The sequence below is a fragment of the Providencia sp. UF-183 genome, assembly GCF_058246155.1.
Genome location: NZ_JBSICD010000013.1, coordinates 52142 through 71109 on the forward strand (window position 1 = coordinate 52142; position 18968 = coordinate 71109).

Annotated in this window: 20 protein-coding genes and 1 tRNA gene; 10 read left to right on the plus strand and 11 right to left on the minus strand. The window is 38.6% G+C overall.

Going from position 1 to position 18968, the window contains the following annotated elements; genetic code table 11:
- Positions 1-52: 52 nt before the first annotated feature.
- Complete coding sequence (locus AC4IFT_RS13205; RefSeq protein WP_490736077.1) at positions 53-229, minus strand: GhoT/OrtT family toxin; 177 nt, start codon at positions 227-229, stop codon at positions 53-55.
- Between the two features lie 173 nt (positions 230-402).
- Between AC4IFT_RS13205 and matP the strand changes: the two genes are divergently transcribed.
- Positions 403-861 carry a macrodomain Ter protein MatP gene (gene matP / locus AC4IFT_RS13210; RefSeq protein WP_490736075.1) on the plus strand — a complete coding sequence of 153 codons (459 nt, stop codon included), beginning with the start codon at positions 403-405 and terminating at the stop codon, positions 859-861.
- Between the two features lie 191 nt (positions 862-1052).
- Here matP and ompA read toward each other — a convergent pair whose 3' ends face one another.
- On the minus strand, positions 1053-2129 hold the full coding sequence (gene ompA / locus AC4IFT_RS13215; RefSeq protein WP_490751542.1) for a porin OmpA: 1077 nt from the start codon (positions 2127-2129) through the stop codon (positions 1053-1055).
- Between the two features lie 354 nt (positions 2130-2483).
- Entirely contained in the window at positions 2484-3005 is a 522-nt protein-coding gene (sulA, locus tag AC4IFT_RS13220) for an SOS-induced cell division inhibitor SulA (protein WP_490736071.1), read from the minus strand.
- 233 nt (positions 3006-3238) lie between these two features.
- On the opposite strand from sulA, the gene AC4IFT_RS13225 reads away from it, so the two are divergent.
- Complete coding sequence (locus tag AC4IFT_RS13225; RefSeq protein ID WP_490751543.1) at positions 3239-3853, plus strand: TfoX/Sxy family DNA transformation protein; 615 nt, start codon at positions 3239-3241, stop codon at positions 3851-3853.
- Positions 3854-3971: 118 nt separating this feature from the next.
- On the opposite strand, the gene yccS is transcribed toward AC4IFT_RS13225, so the two are convergent.
- Positions 3972-6122: a YccS family putative transporter gene (yccS, locus tag AC4IFT_RS13230; RefSeq protein ID WP_490751544.1), complete on the minus strand. Its 2151-nt coding sequence runs from the start codon at positions 6120-6122 to the stop codon at positions 3972-3974.
- Between the two features lie 123 nt (positions 6123-6245).
- Between yccS and helD the strand changes: the two genes are divergently transcribed.
- On the plus strand, positions 6246-8300 hold the full coding sequence (helD, locus tag AC4IFT_RS13235; RefSeq protein ID WP_490751545.1) for a DNA helicase IV: 2055 nt from the start codon (positions 6246-6248) through the stop codon (positions 8298-8300).
- A gap of 47 nt (positions 8301-8347) precedes the next feature.
- Here the strand turns inward: helD and AC4IFT_RS13240 are convergent, their stop codons facing one another.
- Positions 8348-8806: a methylglyoxal synthase gene (locus AC4IFT_RS13240; RefSeq protein WP_490736063.1), complete on the minus strand. Its 459-nt coding sequence runs from the start codon at positions 8804-8806 to the stop codon at positions 8348-8350.
- Positions 8807-8919: 113 nt separating this feature from the next.
- On the opposite strand from AC4IFT_RS13240, the gene AC4IFT_RS13245 reads away from it, so the two are divergent.
- Positions 8920-9333: a CoA-binding protein gene (locus AC4IFT_RS13245; RefSeq protein WP_490751546.1), complete on the plus strand. Its 414-nt coding sequence runs from the start codon at positions 8920-8922 to the stop codon at positions 9331-9333.
- 76 nt (positions 9334-9409) lie between these two features.
- Here AC4IFT_RS13245 and hspQ read toward each other — a convergent pair whose 3' ends face one another.
- Positions 9410-9730, minus strand: a complete 321-nt coding sequence (hspQ, locus tag AC4IFT_RS13250) for a heat shock protein HspQ (protein WP_206086681.1) — start codon at positions 9728-9730, stop codon at positions 9410-9412.
- A 217-nt stretch (positions 9731-9947) separates the two neighbouring features.
- On the opposite strand from hspQ, the gene AC4IFT_RS13255 reads away from it, so the two are divergent.
- Positions 9948-10229: an acylphosphatase gene (locus AC4IFT_RS13255; RefSeq protein ID WP_490751547.1), complete on the plus strand. Its 282-nt coding sequence runs from the start codon at positions 9948-9950 to the stop codon at positions 10227-10229.
- Between the two features lie 4 nt (positions 10230-10233).
- On the opposite strand, the gene AC4IFT_RS13260 is transcribed toward AC4IFT_RS13255, so the two are convergent.
- Positions 10234-10563: a TusE/DsrC/DsvC family sulfur relay protein gene (locus AC4IFT_RS13260; RefSeq protein WP_219249198.1), complete on the minus strand. Its 330-nt coding sequence runs from the start codon at positions 10561-10563 to the stop codon at positions 10234-10236.
- A 180-nt stretch (positions 10564-10743) separates the two neighbouring features.
- Between AC4IFT_RS13260 and AC4IFT_RS13265 the strand changes: the two genes are divergently transcribed.
- A tRNA-Ser gene (locus AC4IFT_RS13265) sits at positions 10744-10831 on the plus strand.
- A gap of 142 nt (positions 10832-10973) precedes the next feature.
- Here the strand turns inward: AC4IFT_RS13265 and AC4IFT_RS13270 are convergent.
- Positions 10974-11957: a DUF2931 family protein gene (locus AC4IFT_RS13270; RefSeq protein WP_490751548.1), complete on the minus strand. Its 984-nt coding sequence runs from the start codon at positions 11955-11957 to the stop codon at positions 10974-10976.
- Between the two features lie 184 nt (positions 11958-12141).
- A complete protein-coding gene (locus AC4IFT_RS13275) occupies positions 12142-12597 on the minus strand; it encodes a hypothetical protein (protein WP_490751549.1) in 456 nt (151 codons plus the stop codon).
- 131 nt (positions 12598-12728) lie between these two features.
- Here AC4IFT_RS13275 and AC4IFT_RS13280 point away from each other — a divergent pair, with 131 nt between their 5' ends.
- From AC4IFT_RS13280 to AC4IFT_RS13295, 4 genes are all read left to right on the plus strand, one after another.
- Positions 12729-13058: a hypothetical protein gene (locus tag AC4IFT_RS13280; protein WP_490751550.1), complete on the plus strand. Its 330-nt coding sequence runs from the start codon at positions 12729-12731 to the stop codon at positions 13056-13058.
- 23 nt (positions 13059-13081) lie between these two features.
- The gene (locus AC4IFT_RS13285; RefSeq protein WP_490751551.1) at positions 13082-13621 is read left to right on the plus strand and encodes a hypothetical protein; all 540 of its coding nucleotides are present in this window, start codon (positions 13082-13084) and stop codon (positions 13619-13621) included.
- 211 nt (positions 13622-13832) lie between these two features.
- Complete coding sequence (locus tag AC4IFT_RS13290; protein WP_490751552.1) at positions 13833-14591, plus strand: YnfC family lipoprotein; 759 nt, start codon at positions 13833-13835, stop codon at positions 14589-14591.
- The gene (locus AC4IFT_RS13295; RefSeq protein WP_490751553.1) at positions 14588-16009 is read left to right on the plus strand and encodes a DKNYY domain-containing protein; all 1422 of its coding nucleotides are present in this window, start codon (positions 14588-14590) and stop codon (positions 16007-16009) included. The genes AC4IFT_RS13290 and AC4IFT_RS13295 overlap by 4 nt, the downstream gene beginning before the upstream one ends.
- Positions 16010-16073: 64 nt before the next feature.
- Here the strand turns inward: AC4IFT_RS13295 and AC4IFT_RS13300 are convergent, their stop codons facing one another.
- Both AC4IFT_RS13300 and AC4IFT_RS13305 read right to left on the minus strand, forming a co-directional pair.
- Positions 16074-17495 carry a lyase family protein gene (locus AC4IFT_RS13300; RefSeq protein WP_490735588.1) on the minus strand — a complete coding sequence of 474 codons (1422 nt, stop codon included), beginning with the start codon at positions 17493-17495 and terminating at the stop codon, positions 16074-16076.
- A 39-nt stretch (positions 17496-17534) separates the two neighbouring features.
- Positions 17535-18962, minus strand: coding sequence for an aspartate ammonia-lyase (locus tag AC4IFT_RS13305; protein ID WP_490751554.1), 1428 nt, complete (start codon positions 18960-18962; stop codon positions 17535-17537).
- Positions 18963-18968 lie beyond the last annotated feature (6 nt).

Below are 18968 nucleotides of genomic sequence, written 5' to 3' on the forward strand. Positions count from 1 at the left end.
TTATATTAGCCTTTGATAGGCAATCTTGCAGCAATAATTGTTGAAATATCGATTAGAATAACGAAAACATGAGCACAACAGGGAGTGTCATTGGCCAAGTGAAGCCAATTAGTAGAGCACTAAGTAGACGCATAAAACAGTTTGGATCTTTCGTGACAAATAGGGTGAATAACATAGCACATAGGCCGCCAACCCCATAGATGACGAGTATGTTTTCAAAAGTGGACATGCATGATTATTAATTTGTTAACAGGTGGATGCGGATTCTACACTATTTAGACAAAAAACGGTTATTTTCTTTACGGTAAAAATGATTATTTAGTTAAATTGAATTTCTGCTTGAGCATTTTGTTTATATTATTGCTAATATAAAGATAGGTTCGGTTTTCTTCAGGAAAAATTATGAAATATCAGCAGCTTGAAAATCTTGAATGTGGCTGGAAATGGGAGTATCTCGTTAATAAAGCACGTGCTGGCGAGGCGATAACCCGTTACATCGAAAGAAGCGCAGAAAAAGAAGCGATCGAATTGCTGTTAAAAACAGAAAATAGGCCGAGCGAAGTGCTCAAATGGATTTCATTACATATGAATCCTGATCTTGATAACCGAATGAAGCAGAGTATTCGCGCCAGACGTAAACGCCATTTTAATGCAGAGCACCCGCATACACGTAAAAAATCAATAGATTTGAATTTTTCGGTTTGGCAGCGTTTATCAAATCTAGCGGTAAAACGAAATAAAACATTGTCAGAAACGATCATTCAGCTGATCGAAGATGCTGAGCATAAAGATAAATATGAAAACCAAATGAGTACACTAAAGCAGGATCTTCAGGCAATACTTGGCACAGCAAAAAAGTAATGGTAAGTAATGTGCCGAGGGGAGATTGTTAGGGATCTTCGCTGATGAGTTAACAAAAAAATGGAACTGCATAATTGGTCAGCAGAATAGGTATCAAGTAGGGTTAAAAAAATACATTTTGATTCAAAAAAAACCCCAATCGAAATTGGGGTTTTTTATATTTAGTTCAAAATTCAAACTAGGGCTAAGAATTAAGCGCCTGGTTGAGTAACAACTTCAGTTGTACCTTGAATTTCGATTTCAACGCGACGGTCTGGCGCTAAGCACTCGATCAGAGCTGCACGGCCTTTAACTGCGTCACATTTGTTGCCAGTTACTGGATCTTCTTTACCGCGACCTTCAGCTGCGATTGCAGATGCTGGAACGCCTTTAGATACTAAGTAATCAACAACTGACTGAGCACGTTTTTGTGACAGTGGCAGGTTGTAGTTTTGTGAACCGATACGGTCTGTGAAGCCAACAACCAGTACGCGACCTTGAGTTGGGTCGATGCTGCTCAGTTCGCTGTACAGTTCGTTCAGCGCTTGCTGACCTTCTGGTTTCAGAGTTGCTTTGTTGAAGTTAAACAGAACGTCTGAACGCAGTGTGAAACGTTTGTTTTCAACAACTGGAGCTGCTGGCTCAACAACTGGAGCTGGAGCAACTACTGGAGCAGTTTCTTGACCGAAACGGTAAGCAACACCAACACTCAGCATGCCGTTGTCTGGACGAGTACCGATGTTGTCTTTATCACCTAAGTTGCTAACCCATTGGTAGTCTAAACGAGTAGCCCACTCTGGAGTGATTGCATACTCAAGACCCAATGCGTATACAGGAGCAACGCCAGTGTCGTTTTCTTTAACGTTTTTGAAGTTAGCTTGGTTAGCTTTAACATCTGTACGGTAAACCATACCACCCAGACGAGTATAAACGTCTAAGTCATCCATGATCGGATAGCTTAATTTAGTGGTTAATGAAACACCCATAGATTTCAGGTCGCCGCTGTTACCAGCGCCTTTGTATTTCATTTTACCGAACCAGTCATAACCTAATTCGAAGCCCATGTACTGGTTGTATTGGTAACCAGCAAATGCACCTGCACCAAAAGTATCACGGTCAGTAGAGTTACCAACGTGAGTACCGCTTTCTGGTGAAGTAAATTTAGTGTCTTCGTAATGAGACCAACCTAATTTAGCACCTGTATACCAAGTGTTATCTTTTGGAGCTGCTTGTGCAACTGTTGCAAAAGCGGCTACTGCCACTGCTACTGCGATAGCTGTTTTTTTCATTTTTACGCCTCGTTATCATCCAATATTGGCATGGCTTCAGTGAGCCTTATTATTTGCCATTGGTTCAATTTACTTGCTAGGTTTCGCAGACATTATCTACAAAAAAATTATAAAAGTAAAAAATAATGCCATAAGCTTAACAAGCTAAAGTCTACAACGAACTTAAAAAGATACAAGTAGAGTGAGCAATAAACGTTAAAAAAAGTATTTTTTTAGTGTATAAATCAGAGAGATATGTATATTTCTAATTATGATTGTTTTTTATCTATCTGATTGATCTTCAATACTTTTCATTTCACTTTAGGGATAAATATTTCTAAAGGTTAAATTTAGTAAGAAAATTCTTAATCTTGGTTAGTGATAATGATTTGAATGAATTTTTAAGTTGTTTAGCTGTCCAGATTGCATACTCACCATATTATAGGCTTTTTGTGGGCGCATTATAAAACCAATAGAATGGCCTTCTTGTGCGGCATCTTGTAAACGAACAAAATCTTGTTCATTTAATTCTGGTAGCCACCCTAAAACCACGCTGTAATTACCACTTTTTAATGCTTTTTCCATGGCATCAATGGTTGTAATGGGTTCCATATGGCTTACTTGCATGACTTTGTGCGTAGGAATACCCGCTTGTTCTAACCAGTGTTTACTGAGTTTTTTGTTTGGGCTTAGCCATAATAACCAACGCGATTGAATACCAAATTGGCGGAGCATAGGTAACAAGATGAAGTCCAGAATTGGGTGCTTTTCATCGTAGACAAGTTCACTCACCATACCTTGCTGTACCAGACTATTGGCCTGTTCAGTGGTTTGGAAAGATTGTGCGTAATTATTAAGAGAATGTTTTGTTGTGTCATTCCAAGAATAGATGCTCATAATTCACCTCGTTACAATGCTGTATGAACATACAGTAACTGTATATCCATCCAATATCAAGCCTATTTTTTCAAAGCGCTTCGCAACTTTGGTGTTTTTCTATGCATTCTTCTTGGCATTTTTTATGGAAACTCTCAGAATTGGCTATGCGTAATTGGTTGTAATGAAAGAAATAATAAAATTAATTCTCTCAAGGATGAAAATTAACCAAACCCAAAAAGGAGTTAAGGTAAATGCTACTATCGGAAGAAAAAATTTTTTATTTGTCCCGTTTATTAGGCCGTCTCGGTCAGCTTAAACGCAAAAACCATTTTGGCGGGTATTGCTTATTAGTGGATGACGTGATTGTAGGTTTGTTGCTTGATGGCCACTTTTATTTAAGAGGTTGCTTGTTGGCAAGAAGTCATTTTGAGGCATCGGGGCTTGATAGACTGGTTTACACGAAAAAAGGTATCCCATTGGAAATGCGTTATTACCAACTTTCAGAACAAATGTGGTGTGACGAAAAAGCGCTTTTTCAGTTTATTGAGATTGCCTACCACTCTGCCGTTGAGGAATTGCAACAAAAGCAGGTTATTACACGTAGAATTAAAGACTTACCAAATATGAATATGTCTGTTGAAAGGGCGTTAGGGAAGATTGGGATTCTGCATGCGGATGATCTACGCATGGTGGGAGCCAAAGCCTGTTTTATGAAGTTAAAACAACACGGGCGGCATAAGCCAAGTATTAAGTTACTGATTGGTTTAGCTGCTGCGATTGAAGGCTGTCATAGCGCAGTATTACCAAAAATAATTAAACAAGAGTTGATTGCTTGGTATAACAACTTCGAATTAACCGTGGTTTGATATCACAGTAAGAAAGGTTATTCGCTAAGATATTCAATACATTGCATTGTATAGAACGGAAAGTTAAGCGGGTATTAAAAGCTTGTTTTATATTCTAATACCCGCTCATCGGTATATTTTATGATGAACTGATTTGTCGAATCATTTGTTTGATTTCTGGGATCAGCTCAAGCAATAGTTTTGTTTGTTCCATGATTAATAATGTTTTTTCATCATCGCTTGCTGAAATATTATCAATACGGTGTAAGAGGCTATTACGTAATTTTTCTGATTTTTTATCAACGATATGCGGGTCTAGCGTCGTAATTTGCAGGGAAGATTCGACATAACAAATTGCATCATTTAATAAGGCTAAATTTTCTTCATTTTGCATCTGTTCGCGGTGAGCACCAAGGGCTGAAATATAGCTTAGCAGGGTATGATTTAAACAGAGTAAACGAAAAGCTTGCTCTTGTGTTATCCGATAGGATTTAGGGTCTGATGCCATATTGGAAACAATGGAAGCAAACTCTGCGTCGTTATTATGCGCTTCACGGCGAGCCACTCGATATTCTAGACCATTGTCTTTTCCTTGGTAGTACTGTGATAAAATCGCATCGAGATAACGGCAATTGCTATCCATGGTTTTTTGCACCACTTGAGGAAGTTGACGAAACTTCCAATCAGGCCAAATAAAACTCACCGCCAGTAATGCAATAAAGCAGCCGATTAAAGTATCGATAATGCGTGGGAGAGCGACATCGAAGCCTTCACCCAGTAAGTTAAAACTGAATAAAACCAATAAGGTAATAAAAAGTGTGGCTTGCGCATATTGGCTGCTACGGAACATGAAAAATAGTAAACCAGAAATGACGATGAGGATCAGTTGCCCTTCCATTGATGGTATTAAGTTAAGGAGTGGCAAGCCGATAAGAATACCTACAATAGTGCCGATAATCCGTAACGCCAAGCGTCGTTTAGTTGCACTGTAGTTAGGTTGGCAGACAAATAAGCTGGTGAGTAAAATCCAATAACCTCTTTCCATATCAAACAATTGAATAATGGCATAGCCAGTACAAAGCAAAATTGACATTCGTACAGCATGGCGAAACAAAGAAGATTTGGGCGTTAAGTGGTGTTTTACGCGGGAAATGATATCACCAAAGCCTGAAAGCGATTCATCAGATAATTGCTCAATTTGTTTATTGTTTTGTTGCCAAGAACCTTGTTCAAGGCTTAAACCTTTAAGTTGAACATCAATGCCTTTCAAATTCTTAAGTAAGTTATGTAGAGCTTTGACTTCGTGGCGTGTTGGTGATTGTTCTTTGAGTAACTGTAATGAGTTCTCAAGGTAGGTAAATGTGCGCTCAAAGCGCGGGTTGTGTTGGTATGGTTTGCGCCATAACACCGATTGAGCAACTTGTTGGCAAGCGCGGGCTTGCATCGTTAATAAGCGTTGAAAGCGAAATAAAATATCATGATGACGAAGTGTACGGCTAAGTTGTTGATATTGAATATGGGATGAGCTGGCTCGCTCATGAATATCTTGAGCGACAAAATAGTAATGTAAAGTATTACGCGTCCCTTTTTGCCCTCGGTCGCCTTTTAATCGACTAAGTAATGCGCTCTTTGTTTGGTTCATTGTATTAACTAAGTTGCTGTTTACAATTGCCAAATCGTAAACAGATTGCTGATAATCATCCTCGAGGTCAGGATCAAATAAGTTGGCTTTTGCATCCAAATAAGCTGATAGCTGTTGATAACATTGGGTAATTGCATCCTGTAGTGGCCGAACTGGGAACAAAATATGGCCGATTAAGGTTAAAAGGTTATACCAAACTGCCCCAGTGAGAAGAAGTGCTGGTTGTTGGTACCAGGTATCAAAAATGGGAACACCTAACATGGTGTAGATAGCAATTAACAACGCACCGAATGCAATGGTAGCGTAACGTTGACCTAATGCACCTAAAAGAATAAAGCCACAAGTGGAAAATGCTAGACCAAAAAAGAAAAATACGGGGTAAGGGAATAAAAGCTCAATAGAAACTGAGGCAATAAAAAAACAAAAAAGGGTGATAATTAAATTTTTTATTCTGCCAGTTAGCCTATCATCTAAGTCAGTTAATGCAGCAGCAACGACGCCTAATGTTAGTGGAATGGTCACTTTTGGCTCTTGCCCTAAGATCCATGGCAATAAGGTTGTGCCTGTCAGGGCTATAAAGATTCGGATATAATATAAAATATGGCTGTTATATAGCACACGACGATAACTGGTTAGCAGCGTTAGCACAAAGTACCTCAAAGGTAAGAAAATCCCTATGCCTTATAGGATAGCGTGTTTGCTCGGAATAAAAAACCGTTTGGAATCAAGCCAACCGTATTTTCATCATTGATATTTTCAGGTGCAGGACGTATGGAACTGAAATCAACACAGATTGGACAGCGTCTGGCTCAGCATCCCTACAATCGGGTTCGCTTACTCAACGCTGGTATTGAAGTTAGCGGTGAAAATCACCAATATCTTATCCCTTTTAATGAACTGGTTGATCTTCGTTGTAAGCGGGGCATTGTCTGGGGGGAGTTGGAATTTGAAATTGTGAATGAACAGGTGGTTCGTTTACATGGTACTGAATGGAAGCAAACTCAGCGATTCTTTCATTATTTAAATGAAAAATGGCAGCAATGGAGTGGTGAAATGAGCGAGGTGAGTGCAGAGGTTCTCTCTCACTTGGTCAACAAAATTGAGCAAATATCACAGCAAGATGCGTGGTTGAGTTTACGCCAATTAACTGCCATTAAAGATAACATTAAGCAGCAGTTTTCGTCATTGCCTTTGCCCCTAGTCAGAATTTCACAGTTTGAAAACTGTTCGTCACAGTATCAATTATGTCTACAATGGCTGAATCATAGCCAGCAGTGTCGTAAGCAAATCAATGAAAAGTGGTGTGAATCTGTTTTGGTTCGCTATCACGATTTCTTTCAGCAAGTGGAATCATCGCCACTCAATCATTCACAATCGTTATCTGTCATTAATGGTGAAGATAATGTCCTTGTACTTGCAGGCGCAGGAAGCGGTAAAACCTCGGTTTTAGTTGCTCGTGCAGGGTGGTTGGTCTTACGGGGGCTGGCGCAACCTGATCAAATTTTATTGTTGGCATTTGGCCGTAAAGCTGCCGATGAAATGAATGAACGTATTCAGGCTCGTTTACAGCACGATAATATTCAAGCAAAAACCTTCCATGCTTTAGCGTTGCACATTATTCGAGAAGGCAGTAAAAAATCCCCTGTAGTGAGTGAATTAGAAACGGATACGAAAAAGCGTCAGGCGTTATTGTTAAAAGAGTGGCGTGAACAGTGTTCGAGTAAAAAAGCGCAAGCCAAAGGTTGGCGAGAGTGGTTAAGTGAAGAACTTGTGTGGGATATCCCAGAGGGCGAGTTTTGGCAAAATGAAAAAATCACGCAGAGAGTCGTTGCGCGATTAGAACGTTGGCTAAGTTTGATGCGCATGCATGGTGGCAGCCAAAAAGAGATGGTTGATAACGCGCCAGAAGAGCTGCGAGAGCTATTTCAAAAACGTATTAAATTAATGGCTCCATTATTAAAAGTATGGAAGGGGGCCTTAAAAGAAGAAGGCGCGATTGATTTTTCGGGTCTTATTCATCAAGCGGTTAATATCCTTGAAAAAGGGCGTTTTATTAGCCCATGGAAGCATATTTTAGTCGATGAATTTCAAGATATCTCGCCGTTAAGAGCCAAGCTATTACAAGCTTTGCGCCAACAAAATAAGCAAACGACGCTGTTTGCGGTAGGTGATGATTGGCAAGCTATTTATCGTTTCAGTGGTGCTGAATTAGATTTAACGACATCGTTTGAGCATAACTTTGGTGAAGGGGAGCTTTGTGCTCTGGACACCACGTATCGGTTTAATGAACGCATTGGCGACATTGCGAATCAGTTTATTTTGCAGAATCCGATTCAGATTGATAAACCTTTAAATAGCTTAACTAAAGGCAATAAAAAATCAGTAGTGCTTTTGTATGAAGATGCATTGGAACGTTTGCTTGATAAAATGAGTGGGTATGTGCTTGATAATGAAACGATACTGGTGTTAGCTCGTTATCATTATTTAAAACCTGAGATTCTAAATAAAGCGCAAACACGTTGGCCTAAGCTGAATATTCAGTTTATGACGATCCATTCTTCCAAGGGGCAACAAGCTGATCACGTGATTATTTGTGGATTAAACAGTGGAAAAGATGGCTTTCCAGCACCGGCAAGAGAGTCGATTATTGAGCGGGCTTTATTACCACAACCTGAATCATTTGAGCATGCTGAAGAACGGCGTCTATTGTACGTTGCAATAACACGAGCAAAGCAGCAAGTTTGGCTACTCTATAACCCGGAGCAACCATCTGAGTTTGTTGAAGAACTTAGGCTGCTGGGCGTACCGAGACAGAAAAAACCGTAATGGTACGACCCTGTGCCGAAAGCCTTAGGCACAGGGTCATTGTTGTATTAGTTAGTACGTTTGGTTAAGTAGCTTTGATAATCAGGGATAACAATATCGATTGCCTCATCAAAAAATGGTGAAGTGATGAGAAAATCTGCGGTTGCAGGGTTAGTGGCGACAGGAATATTCCAAACTGTAGCCAAACGTAGCAAGGCTTTAACATCGGGGTCATGAGGAACAGCGTTGAGCGGATCCCAAAAGAAAATCAAAAGATCAATTTTTTGTTCCGCAATCATGGCACCGATTTGCTGGTCTCCCCCCATTGGCCCACTCAGCATACTTGTGACTGGCAATCCAGTGTGCTGATTAATCAAATTTCCCGTTGTCCCAGTTGCGTACAGTTTATGGGCTTGTAGGCGCTGCGTGTTTTTCTTGGACCAAGACAACAATGAGGGCTTACAGTGGTCATGGGCAACTAGAGCAATATTTTTTGAGGCACCAATGATACGGGTTGTTGATTCCATGGTTTTCCCTTAAGTCAGATGAACTTTAAATATCGTTAAAATTGATTGGGCAAAGATGTACCAGATATATCATAATGCAAGTGAATAGTTTACTGGTTTTGGGAGATATTTTGATGAAAGATCAAGAAATTGCTGAAATTTTAAAAAGCGTGAAGACCATTGCGTTAGTCGGTGCGAGCGAAAAAGTAAATAGACCCAGTTATGAAGTTATGGAATATCTATTACATCAAGGCTATAACGTTATTCCTGTCAGTCCTAAATTAGTTGGGCAAATGTTGTTAGGGCAATTAGTCTATGAGAAATTAAGTGATATACCGACACCAATAGATATGGTGGATGTGTTTCGTAATGCTGAAGCTGCTGTTGGTATTGCACAGGAAGCGATTGCTGCCAAAGCGAAAGTTTTATGGTTGCAAAAAGGCGTGATCAGTGAAGAAGCCCAAAAAATTGCGTTAGAAGCAGGGCTAACGTTTGTAATGGATAAGTGCCCAAAACAAGAAATTCCAGCTTTGGGGCTTGAGAAGTAATGATTTTAGCCAGCCGCTAAAAAGTAAAGCAGCTTAGTTGCTGCTTTACGGTTGCGTTCATTAATGACAAGAAAAATTAGTTACGCAGACGCGGTGCCTGTAACTGAGACCTTATTGACTCTGCAAGTTCATCCATCGACGGTTGTTCAGGATGGTCATCCGCAGATTCATAAGTAATTTGTGCTTCAGCCAAATAAGTATGAACAGCATCCCCGTTGTCATCTTCCATAACAACATGATACCAAGGCAGATCGCGTAGCGTACTGTTTGAGGCAATATCATCATCATGTGGTTGTTCGAGCGAGTATTCAGCGTCCACATCAACAACGACCCCTAAGTAGCCGAGAAGTTTGTGCCTGACTTGTTGCCCGATTCCATATTTACTGGTGATCATCATAGCGACCTCCTAAAAGCCTTGCTTGTACTTCAATCTATATGTGGGCAGTGCTGCGCGTTTTCAAGTTAACGTATGGACAATTAGCAATAACGCAATACACTGTCTTTATACGCAACGATGAAAAAGCAGTGCCTCAACAGCAGATTATCTGTTCAATGCGTAAAAAACAACAGCTAAAAAAGAGAATCATTCAATTATGCTCTGAAAGGAGGCGAACATGGCAACATCAGGTCGTTACTTTTATATTTATGGGCGAGTTCAAGGGGTTGGCTTTCGTTATCAAACATATCATTGGGCCAATCAAAATGGACTTAAAGGTTTTGTAAGTAACCGTGATGACGGAAGTGTAAAGCTTGCGATTTATGGTACAGAGCAAGATATTGAATTTGTCGATGACTGGCTGAAAGCAGGGGGGCCACCAGGTGCAAAAATTGACCACTTCTTTAGTGAAAACTGGCAAACAGCACCAATAGCGGATTTTAATGTCCGCTATGAGTGAGATATCAAATACATTTCACAGGTTTAGGTAGGCCTGCAAGTTTAGTCGCTTGTTTAGCAGGCCCTTTTGGAAAGAGTCGATATAAATAGCGACTATTGCCTTTTTCTTCGCCAAATTGCTGAGAAACCGCTTTGACTAGCATGCGAATCGCTGGAGATGTATTAAATTCTAAGTAGAAATTACGCACAAAACGAATGATTTCGAGGTGCTCGTGAGTGAGTTCAATGCCTTCTTCTTGTGCAAGTAAAGGAATCAGTTCCTCTGACCATTGTTGGCTATCAAGCAGATAACCTTGTGGGTCCGTTTCAATTTCTTGATTGTTGAACAGCAACATACTTTTTAAATCCTAAAAAAACAGAGCCCAAATTTAGCAAAAATCATCCCATAACCCAAGCAAACGAATCAAAATGTTGATATTTTCACCTAACAGGCTGAAATGCGTATATTTTTAAGGCGAACGAACAAATTAGGGGTTTACATCCAAAGTGAGGATGTTTATAGTGCACGTCATTGCGGAGGGGTGGCCGAGCGGCTGAAGGCAGCGGTCTTGAAAACCGCCGATGGGAAACCATCCGAGAGTTCGAATCTCTCCTCCTCCGCCATCTTCACTTCTAGCAACGTCTTCTAAAGTTTTCCAATCCCAAGTAAATCAAGCATTCCAACTAAATCCCATTATTCCAACGTCTACTATCGTCTATTGAAGATTGTTCTCTTTAGGTGGTGCATATGGGGACTAAGTCAACGCTACATTTCATCAATATCAATTTTTTTAAATTCAATTTTTGTTGTTCCTTGTTCTAGATATAAATTTGCTTCATTTGTATTGGAAAAAATTATATTAAAATTTACAAGGCTTTTAGAATCAAAGTATTTATGAAAGAAGGTATAAATTTCAGAGTCTAATCTCACTCGGTAACGCGATATTTTAGAATCCCTTTTTACGTCAAAAATAAATAGTCTAGGAATGGAATGTAAAGTTGTTTGTTCGATATTATCAAAAACGCTTTGGTCTTCGCCATTAATCATTTTAGATGTGTATGCGATCAACTGGTTGGGGTGATTTGTCGTTAATTTCCAATTGATAGAATTAAATATATTTTCATTGAATTGTTCAGTCAGTTTTAGTGTATCTTTACGTGATTCTTGAACTCTTGCTACATATTGGCTTTTTGTAATAGGCTGAGCTGGTGAACTTGACCAAGTATTTTTAATATGAGTTTCCCAGGGAATATCTATTTTGTAACCTTGATATTGACCAATCAATTTAATGTCTGCCCCACCAAGAAACACATAAACCTTTCCTTGTGGCCCTACATTAACAACAAGTTTGTTATATCTCTGGACTTTCTGGTGTGGATGGGACACAAAAATGCCCTGAATTTTCTCCTTAAACATCTGTGATATTTCTTTTTTTGGTAAATCTATTTTAGCTTGCCAAAAATTACCATCTTTAAAAGATAGCCACGTCACTAGCATTGTGCTTGGGGTTTGAAATTCTGCTCTAGAGGAATTTTGTACACCAGTACCTAATGCTCCACCTGCAGAATTTCTTCCTCCAAAATGGGTAATTATTTTTCCTGATGAATCTGCAATATATGTCTGCGTATTATTGTATTCAGAAATAAATCCTGGAACCCATCCAATATCCACTTGGTATTCATTTGCCATCGCAGGTCTCATCATTAAACAAGATATAAAGAAAAAAAGCTGCCTTTTATATACTTTCATTGGAGTATCCTTTAGTTGCCTTTAACTTTTTTAGAACTACTAAATAATAATTTTTCATTAGTCTCTTGTTGTTTATTGAGTCCGATCCCTCAGTCAAGCAAACATATTTTTAAACTTTAGATATCTTATTCTTGGTACATTCATTGTGTGAGGTAGATAATATTATTTTTATCAAACCAGGTTTCTATTGAGACAAACCCGCAGATACCAATGCATCGCAGTAATCGTTTTGGCCATTTCGAGTATAAAGTACAATACATTTAAGCATTGGAACCATTCGTTCGTTAAAGTTGTTTTCCCATATTTTTTCTTGTTCTATTTTTATACGTTTTTTGAGGGCAATTAATTCAATGGGGTTTTTAGAGGTATCAGGGTGCTCTAACGCTAGGTTAATATTTTCTTCAATATCGAGTGCTAATAATGCATCGCCACTTTTTTTACATGCCTTATAGGCGTTTTTAGCGATGATATCTTCTCTATTTTTTGTGTTTGAAGCTTGCTTTTTTGTATATTCCGTTAAACAGAGAACCCAACTATCACTGAGAATTTCTGGGCTGTTTTCTATGGCATTCGTTGGGTTTGACCATCCTGAAATCGGCAATATGATACATAAGCCTAGCATCAAATGACGTAAGACCATTCTATTCCTCTTATGTTTATTTTATAAACAGTTAACTTAAAGTTAAACCCTTTCGTCTATGATAATGAGACTCATTTATATTATACTGGCTTTTGAAATTGTTTTTTATAAATTTAAAAAGGCCATACCTCGTGAAAATACTTTATTGTTTATTTTTTGTAATGTTAATGTCAGGTTGTACAAATTATAGAGTTAATACAGATAACATCAACATATTGGATAATGATCAATTATGTAAAGCGCTTGGTGAAAATCTAGCACTGGAGCTGCAAGGTTTTGAGCGTACTGACGAGATTAAAAGATTAAACAATGAAATAGCACAAAGGGCAGTGACGAGGGCTCTCGATAAGAATAAATGCAATGATATTTCTGAACGTACTAAGGATTATGAATATTCACGAGTAAGATTTGGCTCATCAATGAATAATAATTTAAATTTAATCAATAGTATAAATCTATAGTTTTGCTGAATAAGGATGTGGTTATGCATTTGCCAGAGAGATTAAAGCCAATTAAGGTTAGCCGTACAAAACTGAAACAATTAGTTGAATTATTAGAACAAATAACAAATGAAATAGATAGAGGTGCAACAGAGAATGATAAAGTACTTAAATCAATGATGTTGGAATGGAATTCAGGGGTAGCATCACCTTGTGAATACAGTGATTTTCGTGATTACTCATCGTGGACAAGCGCTAAGGAATTTACACGTACCGCACTAAACCAGACGAAATACCTTGATGATTTGCTTTATGAGGAACTCATCCAGATTTTAGAATTTATTTGCAGTGCCGAAGGTAGTGATTCTGAACAAGATTACGCAATAAATTTACTTGAGATTAATTTTGATGCAAACCCATCGGATCTGATCTACTGGCCAAATGAATGGTTTGGCATTGAAGATGAGGGGCTGGATAATCTGACTGTTGCTGAAATGGCGGGGTATTTAATGGAAAAGGCTGATCGACACTTAGCTAATTCACCCAAAATAAACCTAAAATACTCGATTCCCAAAGCGCTTTAATTCGCATTGCTGCGCATTTTTTTGACTCTTATCTCTAAAAATTTAGCTTAATTCCCTGCTTTAGGCGAAAAGGTAAGAATGTGCGATCCGTTAGTTTTATTTCCCCCAATGCCTGACATTTGTCAAAAACCTGATAGTATAAATGCTAAGTAAAACTAATAGTTATTAGTGTATCTCAGAATACCGGCATTAAAGGGTATATAAAATAAAAATGAATCGTAAATTCGTATTACCAATGGCGCAGGTAATTGTTTTTTTTACCTCTTTTGAAGCCTTGGCTTTTCAAGAACAGCAATATAACCCAGTTGTGTTCAATATGGCACAGTTGTACGATTTCAACCCGGTGAGAGGAAATATTAAAGAACTGAATACGACTGTTTATAACGACGATAAAACAATCAATTATGAGTCTCAACTAAAAATTGGGCGTGATGGTTGCGTGGAAAGTTTTCGTTTAAATCAGAAAAAAGATGAATATCTAAGTGGTGTTCATAATTATCTTTCTATTACGCGGGTCAAGAATAAGCTTATCGGTACGGATGCTAATGGGCCAGTAGAAATGGTGATAGGCAAAGATTGTAGTATTATTTCAAGGAAAGACACAAATGGTGAATTGATTTATCAATATAACAAGGATGGGTTTATCACAGGTTCAATACTTGCGGACACCAAAGAAAAGTTTGGCGAAAATAATTATAACCGGCATATGCTACCAACTGAAATTAAATACTATAAAGGTAATAGCGTTATTTCAGAGACGTTGCTGACCTATGGTAAAGACTTCACAAAAGCATTTGATCATACAATGGATATTAGAGCATTAGGGCAAACCATCTTATTGGTTGAGTCTAAATGTGATTATGATAGTCGCAATATTGCTTACCAATGTAACTTTATACTTACCTTGAACTCTAATGGTAAAACGGTCAAGCTGGCTAAAAGCAGTAAAACAGAAGCGAAATTTTATTGATTAATAAAAAAAGAGTAACTTACATAAGTGCCTGCATTTTGTTTCTTGCCTGCTTATCTTTATCCGGTTTCATTTTATCAATGAATAAGGTGTCGAGTTTTGAAATTAGTCATGAAGGTGAACGAATAGGGTATAGTATTTTTACACGCTATGATGGCAAAATTTATGCAAATATTCCTAGTAATGGGGAATATGCCATCGAAGAAGCAGATCCTAGTAGCTTTAAAGTACTCACAATAGAAGGCCACCTTCGCAATGCGCAATTTGCTGTTGATGCTAAAAATAGCTATTGCGGTAATAAGATTGTGCCCAAATTTAATCCTAAAACAGCAAAAGTCATTGGTAATGATTATTTTACGGATGGTGAAACGATAATTTATTGTTCATCAATATCACAAGTAAATAATGATCTTTCAGACTTAGAATATTTGTGGCAAACATGGCTATTTGGCTGGGAGTTAGCTGGAAAGCCACCGAGATATTATTACCCCTTAGTGTTATTGCCGAAATCAAATAAAGCGTACCAATTGATTGGGAATAGAGATGTTCTAGATGATGGGAAACAGGTTTATTTCAAAGGGCATGTGATGAGTGGTGCTGATGCTCAAAACTTACGTGCTGTTAATTTTATACGCCTAAATAATACCCTTTGGGAAAGTGCGTTCTTCTTTCATGATGGAAAGTCTGTTTATTATCAGCAAAACAAACTCGCCTTAAAAGATAATGATGATTTATATAGTTTTGATGTAGATAATTTACATGATGAAGCGTACTTATTCTCTCCTCAGTCAGGTGACGTGGCTGTAAATAATTTATTGTTTCCCTCTGAATTCGCACCTTATCAAATTATTAGTCGTCATGGGGCTCATGTGAATCATGCTTTATTTTTATCCGATAATAGCGTGTATTTTTATGATAAGAAAAAAGGGAAAATACGTCGGGCGGGGGATAACCCGTTTCCTGAAACAGGATGCCCTGAAATTTCACCATTAATCTTTTATTGTAATAATAAAACGTATTATGTGGGTAGCTCTGAAAAATGGGGAAGTAACCGTTCTCCTGGGTTGATATCCCGTCGAACAAGCCTTTATCAACTACAAAGTGAAAGTGCAGAGCCTTGGGTAAAAATAGGTAATGTAACAAACCACCACTATGCTGAAGTGTGGCGAAAAGGCTCCCAAACTTATTATTTTGACCGTCTAGGATCTTCGCAGTTGATCTTTCAAACGATGTATAAGATAACAAGTGAAAAAATAGCTAATCGGCTATTAAATGAGCCACTACGACCTAATGATATTCGCCAGATGGTGAAAAATGGCGACTTGCAAGCCGTATCGAATATTGAGATTTTGCATGCAGAAACAAAATATAAAAAAGGGATATTCGATATGTTTACACTCTTTTGGGATGGTGATTAAATTATAAATAAAAGCCAAGTTATATTTCTTGGCTTTTATGTTTAACTACATTTAAATTCAGTAATTATCGCTGGCTTGAAATAAACTTACTGAATACTTTTTCACTAAGCTCAATATTAGTGAGCATGTCGAGATTAAATATTTCATCAGCTTCGTCATTGCTTAGCAAACCTGCCTGTATTGCAGCTTGCTTACAGGTAAGATTATTTTCTGTCGCCAACTTGGTCACTTGCAGGCTTGTTTCATAACCAAATAAGGTATTAATCACCGTCGATAAGCCTAATGATTTTTCTGCCATTTCGCGGCAATGATCTTTGTTAGCTTTAATATCAATAACGACTTTTTCACCTAATATTTTAATTCCTTTACCAAGTAGTTCTACCGAATCAAAAATACTTTTAATAATTACAGAGCTGGTGGAGCTAAGTTCAAGCTCTCCCGCACAGACAGCTGTCGCAATTCCAGCATGGTTAGCAGAAATTTTTTGGCTGATTTGAGTCACCATGTGAGGAATGACAGGGTTTACTTTCCCCGGCATAATTGATGACCCTGGTTGTAGGGCTTTAAGTGTAATTTCACGTAGACCAGCCCGTGGACCTGATGCCATTACGCGAATATCGAGTGCTATTTTTGCTGCGCAAATTGCCAGAGATTGAATATGCGCATGTAGCATGACGTAAGCATCTGCCGTTTGCATCGCATCAAAAAGATTATCACTTTGTTTGATGGTTCGTCCGCACACTAAAGATAAATTATCACATACCGCATTAAAATATCCTGGTTTGCAACCAAGGCCGGTACCTAATATGGTGGCGCCGAGAGGAACGTGCTGCCAATGGTTGCGTTCTTCGGCTAAACGGAGTCGATTTCGCTTGATTTGGCTGTGATAACCAGAAAACTCTTGTCCCATCGTAATTGGAACTGCATCTTGGTATGAAATTCGACCCATTTTGACGACATCATTGAACTCAATACTCTTTTGCAACAAGGGTTCTTCCAAATATGTTGTAGCATCAAGTAAATAGTTGATTTCATCATAGACCGCCAATATTTGGGCAGTTTTGATAACATCGTTTGAAGACTGACCCATATTTACATGTGTATTTGGGCAAATATCTCCTTTAATGCTGCTTTTCTCCAAAAGATAATTTGCACGGCGCGCTAATACTTCATTCGCAACCATATTGAGGACAGGACCAAACCCGCCGATAGCAGATAACGGGAATTGTTGTGTAAGTTGCCCTGCAATAAGTTCATCACAAGCAGAGATAATGGCATCTGCTTTGTATTTATCCAGCGCCTGAATTTGCTTGTTCGTCATCGCACAGGCTTTTTTAACTTTACCAAGTGCCACTAGCATTTGCGGATATCTTTCAATGGTCATATCGCATAAATGGAGATATTCCATTGCTTTCGTTGTTTCTGGCCCGTAGACGACTTTATCAGAAGAAATTGTTTTATCCTGAGTTATCGTATTGTTATACATAAGAGTTTCCTTGAAATTCATTACTTACAAAGGATTGGTTTAGTTAACGCTTCTGATGTTTTTGTATTTTTCAAACATCGCAACGGTAGAGTTAAGTTCGGTTAATTTTTTGATATCAAATAATTCTTCGGCAACGTCTAGGGGTAAAAGGTTTTCGCGAATAGCCGCTTCTTTACAAGTAATACCTTGTTCGTAAGAAATTTTGGCTATTTTTCCACCAATTTCGTAGCCATATAATGCGCTGACCATGGTCGCCAGTGAAGTTGAACCTTCGGCATATTGTCGGCAAACTTCCACATTAGCTTGTATTCCATCAAGACAATGGGTTTTAAATAAATTGATTCCGTTATTTAAAAGCTCCATTGATTCTAATGTGCCCATGTAATTGATCACTGCGGATGGGACGATATCTGTATCGGCAGCAGGAACTGATAAGCTTACCCCCCAATCATTGGCACTGACTTGGTGCATCATTTGGATCATTAACTCAGGAATGACGGGGTAAATACTGCCTTGCATAATTCCACAATCACCAGCAATATTTGGCAGAATGAGTTCGTTAAAACCTCCGCGCGGCCCTGATGATAACTGCCTAAAATCATTAGCCATTTTACCAACCATAATGGCGATAGATTTTAAGTAAGCAGAAAGAATTAAGAAGTGATCGGCATTTTGCATTCCATCTATATAGTTTTCGTGAGGGTGCATTTCAAAGCCAACAATATCGCTCATATGTTTATAGACACTGTCAATAAAACCGGGCATGACCCCCATTCCTGTTCCCACAGCAGTGGCACCTAAAATGGCTTGGCGATAGGTGTCTTGATAACCTTCGAGTAATAAGCGATTACGCTTTATTGCGGCATGGTAACCTGAAAATGCTTGGCCAAAAGTTATTGGAAGTGCATCTTGCAAGCTTGTTCTGGCAATTTTCACCACGTCAGCAAAGGCTTCTACCTTGACTTGCAGTGCGCTTTCCAGTCCTTTTAATGTATTGAGTAAGTTACCAATTTCACGATAGATAACGACTGATTCAACGGAAGGGAATATATCGTTAGAGGATTGGCACATATTGACATGTGTATTAGGATGAACTTGGTCATAGCCTTTTTTACCCGTTAGGATCTCATTTGCGCGGTTAGCAATGACTTCATTTACATTCATATTTGCAGAGGTTCCGCACCCCCTAAAGACATTCACAGGAAATTGGCCTGCGAGTTTGCCTGCGGCCATTTCATCGCAAGCCTTTGCGATAGCTTCCGCTTTTTCTGGTGATAATGCTTGAATATCACGGTTTGCAAAGGCACACGCTTTTTTTAACTCTGCGTAAGCTTTTAAAATATTTGGATAATCGTTAAATGTTTTTGGTGAAACGTCAAAGTTTGCTTTACCACGTAATGTTTGGATCCCGTAATAAGCGTGATCAGGGACTTCCATTGTGCCAAGACTGTCTTTTTCTAAGCGCATAATAAC

What these genes read in the sequence shown, in the direction of transcription:
- AC4IFT_RS13205 (WP_490736077.1), bottom strand. Translation starts at nt 229, where the DNA reads ATGTCCACTTTTGAAAACATACTCGTCATCTATGGGGTTGGCGGCCTA.
- matP (WP_490736075.1), top strand. Translation starts at nt 403, where the DNA reads ATGAAATATCAGCAGCTTGAAAATCTTGAATGTGGCTGGAAATGGGAG.
- ompA (WP_490751542.1), bottom strand. Translation starts at nt 2,129, where the DNA reads ATGAAAAAAACAGCTATCGCAGTAGCAGTGGCAGTAGCCGCTTTTGCA.
- sulA (WP_490736071.1), bottom strand. Translation starts at nt 3,005, where the DNA reads ATGAGCATCTATTCTTGGAATGACACAACAAAACATTCTCTTAATAAT.
- AC4IFT_RS13225 (WP_490751543.1), top strand. Translation starts at nt 3,239, where the DNA reads ATGCTACTATCGGAAGAAAAAATTTTTTATTTGTCCCGTTTATTAGGC.
- helD (WP_490751545.1), top strand. Translation starts at nt 6,246, where the DNA reads ATGGAACTGAAATCAACACAGATTGGACAGCGTCTGGCTCAGCATCCC.
- AC4IFT_RS13240 (WP_490736063.1), bottom strand. Translation starts at nt 8,806, where the DNA reads ATGGAATCAACAACCCGTATCATTGGTGCCTCAAAAAATATTGCTCTA.
- AC4IFT_RS13245 (WP_490751546.1), top strand. Translation starts at nt 8,920, where the DNA reads ATGAAAGATCAAGAAATTGCTGAAATTTTAAAAAGCGTGAAGACCATT.
- hspQ (WP_206086681.1), bottom strand. Translation starts at nt 9,730, where the DNA reads ATGATGATCACCAGTAAATATGGAATCGGGCAACAAGTCAGGCACAAA.
- AC4IFT_RS13255 (WP_490751547.1), top strand. Translation starts at nt 9,948, where the DNA reads ATGGCAACATCAGGTCGTTACTTTTATATTTATGGGCGAGTTCAAGGG.
- AC4IFT_RS13260 (WP_219249198.1), bottom strand. Translation starts at nt 10,563, where the DNA reads ATGTTGCTGTTCAACAATCAAGAAATTGAAACGGACCCACAAGGTTAT.
- AC4IFT_RS13270 (WP_490751548.1), bottom strand. Translation starts at nt 11,957, where the DNA reads ATGAAAGTATATAAAAGGCAGCTTTTTTTCTTTATATCTTGTTTAATG.
- AC4IFT_RS13275 (WP_490751549.1), bottom strand. Translation starts at nt 12,597, where the DNA reads ATGGTCTTACGTCATTTGATGCTAGGCTTATGTATCATATTGCCGATT.
- AC4IFT_RS13285 (WP_490751551.1), top strand. Translation starts at nt 13,082, where the DNA reads ATGCATTTGCCAGAGAGATTAAAGCCAATTAAGGTTAGCCGTACAAAA.
- AC4IFT_RS13290 (WP_490751552.1), top strand. Translation starts at nt 13,833, where the DNA reads ATGAATCGTAAATTCGTATTACCAATGGCGCAGGTAATTGTTTTTTTT.
- AC4IFT_RS13300 (WP_490735588.1), bottom strand. Translation starts at nt 17,495, where the DNA reads ATGTATAACAATACGATAACTCAGGATAAAACAATTTCTTCTGATAAA.
- AC4IFT_RS13305 (WP_490751554.1), bottom strand. Translation starts at nt 18,962, where the DNA reads ATGCGCTTAGAAAAAGACAGTCTTGGCACAATGGAAGTCCCTGATCAC.